General features: G+C 62.0%; 8 protein-coding genes. 6 read left to right on the top strand and 2 right to left on the bottom strand.

Annotated elements, in window-relative coordinates:
- Positions 1-278 precede the first annotated feature (278 nt).
- Positions 279-1,055, bottom strand: coding sequence for an enoyl-CoA hydratase (locus LPA34_RS17705; RefSeq protein ID WP_228980509.1), 777 nt, complete (start codon positions 1,053-1,055; stop codon positions 279-281).
- A 132-nt stretch (positions 1,056-1,187) separates the two neighbouring features.
- Here LPA34_RS17705 and paaN point away from each other — a divergent pair, with 132 nt between their 5' ends.
- The 5 genes from paaN (at position 1,188) to paaK (ending at position 6,900) form a co-directional block, all read left to right on the top strand.
- Entirely contained in the window at positions 1,188-2,879 is a 1,692-nt protein-coding gene (gene paaN, locus LPA34_RS17700; RefSeq protein ID WP_228980497.1) for a phenylacetic acid degradation protein PaaN, read from the top strand.
- Between the two features lie 111 nt (positions 2,880-2,990).
- Positions 2,991-4,193, top strand: coding sequence for a 3-oxoadipyl-CoA thiolase (gene pcaF, locus LPA34_RS17695; protein WP_228980495.1), 1,203 nt, complete (start codon positions 2,991-2,993; stop codon positions 4,191-4,193).
- Positions 4,194-4,244: 51 nt separating this feature from the next.
- Entirely contained in the window at positions 4,245-5,036 is a 792-nt protein-coding gene (gene paaG, locus LPA34_RS17690; protein ID WP_228980507.1) for a 2-(1,2-epoxy-1,2-dihydrophenyl)acetyl-CoA isomerase PaaG, read from the top strand.
- 1 nt (position 5,037) lies between these two features.
- Positions 5,038-5,499: a hydroxyphenylacetyl-CoA thioesterase PaaI gene (paaI, locus tag LPA34_RS17685; RefSeq protein ID WP_228980493.1), complete on the top strand. Its 462-nt coding sequence runs from the start codon at positions 5,038-5,040 to the stop codon at positions 5,497-5,499.
- Between the two features lie 96 nt (positions 5,500-5,595).
- Positions 5,596-6,900: a phenylacetate--CoA ligase PaaK gene (gene paaK / locus LPA34_RS17680; protein ID WP_228980490.1), complete on the top strand. Its 1,305-nt coding sequence runs from the start codon at positions 5,596-5,598 to the stop codon at positions 6,898-6,900.
- 168 nt (positions 6,901-7,068) lie between these two features.
- Here paaK and mltA read toward each other — a convergent pair whose 3' ends face one another.
- Positions 7,069-8,298 carry a murein transglycosylase A gene (mltA, locus tag LPA34_RS17675; RefSeq protein ID WP_228980488.1) on the bottom strand — a complete coding sequence of 410 codons (1,230 nt, stop codon included), beginning with the start codon at positions 8,296-8,298 and terminating at the stop codon, positions 7,069-7,071.
- On the opposite strand from mltA, the gene LPA34_RS17670 reads away from it, so the two are divergent.
- The gene (locus LPA34_RS17670) at positions 8,219-8,401 is read left to right on the top strand and encodes a hypothetical protein (protein WP_228980486.1); all 183 of its coding nucleotides are present in this window, start codon (positions 8,219-8,221) and stop codon (positions 8,399-8,401) included. The two genes, mltA and LPA34_RS17670, sit on opposite strands and share 80 nt — an antisense overlap.
- Positions 8,402-8,410: the final 9 nt, after the last annotated feature.

The following is an 8,410-nucleotide window of genomic DNA, read 5'->3' as shown; positions in this document are numbered from 1 at the left end:
TTAAAGATCAATTACGCATCCACCCAAACCGTGCCACCCACACCCACCCGGCACCGCTTCGTTTTGCGTCGCTGCATCCGCAGCACAGAAACGAGATTATGAAGAACATCTGCTTCGCCGTCAACAGGTTTTTCTAACTTCCTGAACCCCTCAACGCCCCGCAAAGCCTTGCCACTACTGGCTTCCCGCCTCCCCCGCACTCCCTTGCCGAAAGCGCGAAAGATCGAGATTCTAGCCACCTCCTCCATGCCTGGCAAGCGTTATTTTGATAAGCCTGTTTAGCGGTGCTTGAACACGGGTTTGCGCTTCTCCACGAACGCGGCCATCCCTTCCTTTTGATCCTCGGTTGCAAATAGGGAATGGAACAGTCGACGCTCGAAATGCACGCCCTCCGCCAGCGTTGTTTCGTATGCACGATTCACCGACTCTTTCACCATCATCACTGCCGGCAACGGAAACCCGGAAATCACGGCTGCGGCGGCCACTGCTTCGTCAAGCAATGAGGCTGCGGGAATGACGCGCGATACGAGACCCGCCCGCTCCGCTTCAACCGCGTCCATGAAGCGCGCCGTCAGGCACATGTCCATCGCCTTCGCTTTCGATACCGCGCGGGGCAGGCGTTGCGTGCCTCCAGCACCAGGCATGACGCCGAGTTTGATCTCAGGCTGGCCGAACTTTGCGGTATCGGCGGCGAAGATGATGTCGCACATCATCGCCAGCTCGCAGCCGCCGCCCAGCGCGAAGCCCGCGACCGCGGCAATAATCGGCTTGCGGATCGAGCGCACGGTCTCCCAGTTACGAGTGATGTAGTCGCCCTTGTACACGTCCATATAGGTGTACGTGGCCATCATGCCAATATCGGCACCCGCGGCGAACGCCTTTTCGCTGCCCGTCACCACGATTGCACCAATCGCCTCGTCGGCGTCAAACACCTTGAGCGCTGCGCCAAGCTCGTCCATCAACGCATCGTTCAGTGCGTTTAGCGCCTTCGGGCGATTCAATGTCACCAGCCCAACCCGGCCGCGCGTCTCCACCAGAATGTTTTCGTAAACCATGCATCCTCCTTGTTTGGAATGAAAAGCAAAAACGCTTCGCGTGACCATCTCAATAATGCTAACATTCGCCAACCAACCGGTCGGTCAATTATTCGACAATAGCCTCCTCTAACGCTCAGCATCCCTTCCGCCATGACACATCCGCTATTCACGAAGCACGAAGACACGCTGCAGAAGGCGCTCGCCGCCATTGAAACACGCGGCTACTGGAGTCCCTTCTCCGAAATGCCCAGTCCGAAAGTGTACGGGGAAACAGCGAACGCGGATGGAGAGGCCGCGTTCAAGTTTCACCTGAACCGGACGTTCGAACTTGACCAGCCGGCCACTCAGGAAACCGTCGGCGCCGAAGTATCGCCATTCGGATTTCCACTCGGCATCCGCTATCCCAAAGCGGACGCCAACACGCTGATCGACGCGGCAACCCGCGCGCAGCGCGACTGGCGAGCAGCCGGTCCGAGGGCCTGGATTGGCGTGAGCCTCGAAATCCTGTCACGGATCAATCGCGCCAGCTTCGAGATCGGTTACGCCGTGATGCATACAACTGGCCAAGCCTTCATGATGGCCTTCCAGGCGGGCGGCCCGCACGCGCAGGACCGCGCACTCGAAGCCGTCGTGTACGCCTGGGACCAGCTACGCCGGATTCCGGCCGACGCTCACTGGGAAAAACCACAAGGCAAGAATCCGCCGCTGGCGATGCGCAAGCGCTATACCGTCGTGCCACGCGGCACGGGCCTCGTGCTCGGCTGCTGCACGTTCCCGACGTGGAACGGTTATCCCGGCCTCTTCGCCGATCTGGCCACGGGCAACACGGTCATCGTCAAGCCGCATCCCGGCGCGATCCTGCCGCTCGCGATTACCGTGCGCATCGCACGCGAGGTGCTCCGCGAAGCGGGATTTGACCCGAACGTCGTGACCCTGCTCGCCACCGATCCCAATGACGGCGCGCTCGTACAGGAGCTCGCCCAACGCCCGGAAATCAAGCTGATCGACTTCACCGGCAGCTCCCAAAACGGCACGTGGCTGGAACGAAACGTCCACCAGGCGCAGGTGTTCACGGAAAAGGCCGGGGTCAACCAGATCGTTATCGATTCTGTCGATGACATCAAGTCGGCCGCCCGCAATATTGCCTTTTCGCTCGCCCTGTACTCGGGCCAGATGTGCACGGCACCGCAGAACATTTACGTGCCACGCGACGGCATTCGCACGGCCGAAGGCCCGCTGAGCTTCGATGCAGTCGCCGGAGCGATCGCCGGCGCGGTGCAAAAACTCGTGGCCGACCCGGCGCGGGCCGTCGAACTGCTTGGCGCAATCCAGAACGAAGGCATCACGCAGCGTATCGACGAAGCCCGCAAGCTCGGGCGCGTGCTTGCTGAAAGCCAGTCGCTCGAACACCCTGCGTTTGCAGGCGCACGCGTCCGCACGCCGCTCCTGCTGCAACTCGATGCCGCAAGCGACGCCGCGCAGTTCACCCGCGAATGGTTCGGCCCGATCTCATTCGTCATTGCAACCGACTCGACCGCTCAATCGCTCGACCTTGCAGGCGCTATCGCCGCTGAGCATGGCGCGCTCACGCTCTCTGTTTACAGCATCGACGACATAGTGCTCGAAGCCGCCCACGAAGCATCGATCCGGGGGGGCGTAGCGCTTTCGATCAATCTCACGGGTGGCGTATTCGTGAACCAGTCCGCAGCGTTCTCAGACTTTCACGGCACGGGCGCCAACCCTGCAGCGAACGCTGCCCTTGCAGACGCCGCTTTTGTCGCAAACCGTTTCCGTGTAATTCAGAGCCGGGTTCATGTTGAACCGAAGGCGGTTCCGGCGTAAGCCGGCCGAACGGCATATGCCATGTGGCCGACTGGAGTCCGATCCGACATCCCCCTAATATGAGTTGACGGAGCGGCCTGCGAACCCGGCCGTCACTCAGTGGAATCCAACATGACCGACGCCTTTATCTGCGATGCAATTCGCACCCCGTTTGGCCGCTACGGCGGCGCCCTGAAAGATGTCCGCGCCGACGACCTCGGCGCCGTGCCCATCAAGGCACTGATGGAACGCAATCCGGGCGTCGACTGGCACGCTGTCGACGACGTCATCTACGGTTGCGCCAACCAGGCCGGCGAAGACAACCGCAACGTCGCACGCATGTCGGCACTGCTTGCCAACTTGCCAATCGACGCACCCGGCGCGACGTTGAACCGGCTATGCGGATCCGGCATGGACGCCGTCGGTTGCGCCGCTCGCGCGATCAAGGCAGGCGAGGCGCATCTGATGATTGCGGGTGGCGTCGAAAGCATGACCCGCGCGCCGTTCGTCATGGGCAAATCCACCAGCGCGTTCGCGCGTCAGGCCGCGATTCACGATACGACAATCGGCTGGCGCTTCGTCAACACGTTGATGAAGCGCGACTTCGGTGTCGATTCCATGCCGGAAACGGCAGAGAACGTGGCGGTCGAGTTCGGCATCAGCCGCGCGGATCAGGACGCGTTCGCACTGCGCAGCCAGCAAAAGGCGGCACGCGCCCAGCGTGATGGCACGCTGGCGCAGGAAATCGTAGCTGTCGAAATCGCGCAGAAGAAAGGCGATGCTATTCGTGTGAGCGTCGACGAGCATCCGCGCGAAACATCGCTCGAATCACTCGGCAAGCTCAACGGCGTCGTGCGCGCCGATGGCACTGTCACCGCTGGCAACGCTTCGGGCGTGAACGACGGTGCGTGTGCACTTCTGCTGGCAAGTCATGAAGCATCGGAGAAGTATGGTCTGCGTCGGCGCGCGCGTGTCGCCGGCATGGCGACAGCCGGCGTAGAACCGCGCATCATGGGCATCGGCCCCGCGCCCGCTACCCTGAAACTGCTGAAGCAGACGGGCATGTCGCTCGACCAGTTCGACGTCATCGAACTGAATGAAGCGTTCGCGTCGCAAGGTCTCGCGGTGCTTCGCGCACTCGGTCTGCGGGACGACGACCCGCGCGTCAACCCCAACGGTGGCGCAATCGCGCTGGGTCACCCGCTTGGCGCATCGGGCGCGCGGCTCATCACAACCGCGCTCCATCAGCTGGAACGCACAAATGGGCGATTTGCCCTGTGCACGATGTGCATTGGCGTCGGTCAGGGCATTGCGCTCGCGATCGAGCGCGTCTGAATACCTCGATATCTGCAATTGCAGATCATGGAGACAAAGAGGAGACAACCGATGTCCTATGAAACGATCAGCGTAGAGCTTGACGCCTCATCCCGCGTCGCCACAGTGACACTGAATCGCCCGGACAAGCTCAACAGCTTCACGCGGGTGATGCACAAGGAACTGGGGGCGGCGCTCGATGAAGTCGAAGCCGCAGGCACCCGGGCGCTGGTGCTGACAGGTGCGGGCCGCGGATTCTGCGCAGGCCAGGACCTTGCCGATCTCGATTTCACGCCGGGTGCGATGACAGACCTCGGCGAGCTGATCGATGAACACTTCAACCCGTTGATCCGCCGGCTTCAGGCGCTGCCGATGCCCGTCATCGCAGCCGTCAATGGCACCGCTGCTGGTGCAGGCGCCAACCTCGCGCTCGCCTGCGATCTCGTCATTGCAGCCCGATCGGCCAGCTTCATTCAGGCCTTTGTGAAAATCGGCCTCGTTCCTGATTCGGGTGGGACGTGGTTCCTGCCGCAGCGCCTCGGTATGGCACGAGCCCTCGGGCTCGCAATGACGGGCGACAGGCTGCCCGCGGAAAAAGCCGAAAGCTGGGGCCTCATCTGGCAGGCCGTCGACGACGCCGATTTGCAGGAAACCGCAACGAAGCTGGCCACGCAACTGGCGCAGCAGCCCGCGCTCGCCATCGTCGCAATCAGGCGCGCCATGCGTGAAGGCGTCACCCAGACGCTGGAGGCGCAGCTCGATCTCGAACGCGATCTGCAGCGCGAACTGGGTGCATCGCAAGACTATGAGGAAGGCGTGCGCGCCTTCATGGAAAAACGCGCAACACGCTTCGAGGGCCGTTGACATGTCCAGCCAGCCACAGCACGACGACACGATGTCACCAGAAGCACTCGCCCGCGCCACCGCCCAATCGATGTACGAAGCGGATGCCTGCAGCCAGGCGCTGGGCCTCGAACTTCTGGAAGTGCGCCCCGGGTACGCACGCATGCGGATGCTGGTCCGTCCTGATTTTCTGAACGGACACCAGATCTGCCACGGCGGCCTGATCTTCACCCTGGCCGATTCGACGTTTGCCTTCGCGTGCAACTCGTACAACATCAACACGGTGGCGTCGGGCTGTTCGATCGAGTTCCTGCGTCCGGTTCCCGGCGGCGAAGAGCTGACCGCCGAAGCCGTCGAGCAGACGCTGAGTGGTCGCAACGGCATCTACGACATCCGGGTAACGAATCGCACCGGAGAAACGGTCGCGATGTTCCGTGGCAAATCCGCACAGATTCGCGGCACGGTCATTCCCGTTACTGACTGAAGCTTCGCGCCGAACACTCAACGCAACGTAACGCTTCGTTCGTTGTTCGTTACACGCAGCGCATCTATTCTGAAAAGCAGCAAAGGAGACATCCGCATGACGACCGATCTACCGCTCGACCCGATCGAAACGGCGAGCCGCGACGAACTCGCCGCCCTCCAGCTCGAACGACTGAAATGGTCGCTCACGCACGCGTATGAAAATTCGCCGGTGTATCGGCGCAAGTTTGACGAAGCTGGCGTCCATCCGTCTGAGGTGAAAACGCTGGCGGACCTTTCGCGCTTCCCGTTCACCACCAAGAAGGATCTGCGCGACAGCTATCCCTTCGGCATGTTTGCTGTGCCGCAGGAGCAGATATCGCGGATTCACGCATCGTCGGGTACCACGGGCAAACCGACCGTTGTCGGTTACACCGCGCGCGACATCGACACATGGGCGAACCTCGTCGCCCGTTCGATCCGTGCGGCCGGCGCCCGACGCGGCGACAAGGTGCATGTCAGCTACGGATACGGTCTCTTTACCGGCGGACTCGGCGCACACTATGGCGCCGAACGCGCCGGCCTCACCGTGATCCCATTTGGCGGCGGTCAGACGGAAAAGCAGGTCCAGCTTATCCAGGACTTCCGTCCGGACATCATCATGGTGACGCCCAGCTACATGCTGTCGATCGCCGATGAGCTGGAACGACAAGGCGTCGATCCAGCCAGCTGTTCGCTGCGCATCGGCATCTTCGGCGCGGAGCCGTGGACGAACGACATGCGGCGGGCAATCGAACAGCGCATGGGCATCGACGCTGTCGACATCTACGGGCTGTCTGAAGTCATGGGCCCGGGCGTCGCATCGGAGTGCGCGGAAACGAAAGACGGCCCGACGATCTGGGAAGACCATTTCTACCCCGAGATCATCAATCCCGAAACCGGCGAAGTACTGCCAGAAGGCGAATTTGGCGAACTCGTCTTCACCTCGCTGACGAAAGAAGCGTTGCCGATCATTCGCTATCGCACGCGCGACCTTACGCGTCTGTTGCCCGGCACCGCACGCACGATGCGCCGTATGGAGAAAATCACGGGCCGCTCGGACGACATGATGATCGTGCGCGGCGTCAACGTTTTCCCGACGCAGATCGAAGAGCTGCTGTTGAAGCAACATGCGCTCGCGCCGCACTATCAGATCATCCTCACGAAGGAAGGCCCGCTCGATGTGCTGACGCTGAATGTCGAACCGTGTCCCGAAACCGCGCCGGATACGGGCGCGCTCAATACCGCGAAACAGGCCCTCGTCTACGATATCAAGGCGTTGATCGGCGTGAGCGCAGTGGTGAACGTGCTGGCGGTAAACGGTATCGAACGCTCGGTTGGCAAGGCACGGCGCGTCGTCGACAAACGGTTTTCCGGAAGCTGACGTTCCGACAACCGGAAGCCTGGCCGGCAGCACAAGCCAGCGCGACTTGGATTGAAATGAATGTAGAAAAGTGATCAGCGGCGGCATGGCGGCGCTGATCGCGATGCAGTCGTACGGTTGCCAGATGGAGGATCAGGCGTGCGCCCCGGTCACGCCTGACCCGCCCGATCACGAATTCGGCAACAGCAACCACATGCGGCCGGCCTGCTTCATCTTGCCGGCGAGATCGCCCGCGTCGTCGCCAAGTCCCCAGAAATAGTCGGCGCGCACACCGCCTTTGATCGCCGAACCTGTGTCCTGTGCAAACACCAGACGATTCATCGGCAAATTGGTCAACGGACGCGTCGTTTGCAGAAACACCGGCGTACCGAGCGGAATCGAAGACGGATCGACAGCAATGGACCGCTCGGGCGTCAACGGAACGCCCAGCGCGCCAATTGGACCGTCGGCGCCACTCTGCTGAGCCGTATCGCCCGTGGGCATTTCACGGAAGAACACAAACCGCGGATTCGTATCGAGCAATGCGTCGACCTTCGCCGGATTCGAACGCGCCCAGGCCTTGATGCCCTGCATCGTCGCCTGCGCGGGCGTGATCTCGCCGCGATCCAGCAGCGAACGGCCAATCGATTTGTACGGCTGGTTGTTCGTGCCGCCAAACCCGACACGCATCACGCTGCCATCCTCCATCACGATTCGCCCGGATCCTTGCACCTGCAGGAAGAACGCTTCGATCGGATCGTCGACCCACACCAGTTCGTTACCTGTCAGCACCCCGCTGCGTTCGAGCTGCGCGCGCGCCGGCAGCGGCGCGCCGGCGCGATAGCCGGCCGGCCAGTGGTACAGCGCCGTCTGATAGACGCCGTGCCGCACGCGCGAACCGCGCAGCAACGGTTCGTAATAGCCCGTCACCAGGCCATCGAGCGTGCCGTCGGTATTGGCGAACTGAAAAGGAGTGAAATACGTTTCGAAGAACGTGCGCGCACTCGCGACATCGAGGTCGTCGAGTTGCGTTGCCGCGGCACACGCCCGCTGCCAGTTCGGCTGACGCGCAAGCCGGGTGCAGTTCTGCCGGAGCGCGGCCGTCGCTCCGATCAGCGAATCGTCCTGCCAGCCCGGCACCTGCTGCCATGCGACGGGAGTGAGCCGCGTCGACGCAATCTGGCCCGGAATGATCGCGGCGCCCGTCGGTGGCGAGACAGACTTCAACGACGCTCCGCCTCCGCACGCTGCCAGCATCGCCGCTACCGCCACCGCGCTGACCCAGCCTGCGGCCGTGCGGACAATACGCATACAATGTTCGTTCTTGATGGAAACCGCCATGTCTGATCTGTTCGACGAATACCCGATGCTGATATTTGCGCTGGAGTCGCTTCTGGCGCTGGGCCTGCTGATTTTCATCGTTGTCTGGACATCGTCCGGCAAGAAGAAGCAGGCGCGAAATGCACAACGCACGCACAAGACATCAGGCGAAAACAGCGACAGCCAGCAGCCGCAGCCGTAAGCCTTACGG

Origin of the sequence: Paraburkholderia gardini (assembly GCF_907164575.1) — a bacterium.
Classification (GTDB): domain Bacteria; phylum Pseudomonadota; class Gammaproteobacteria; order Burkholderiales; family Burkholderiaceae; genus Paraburkholderia; species Paraburkholderia gardini.
This window is presented reverse-complemented; position numbering and strand designations above follow the sequence as displayed.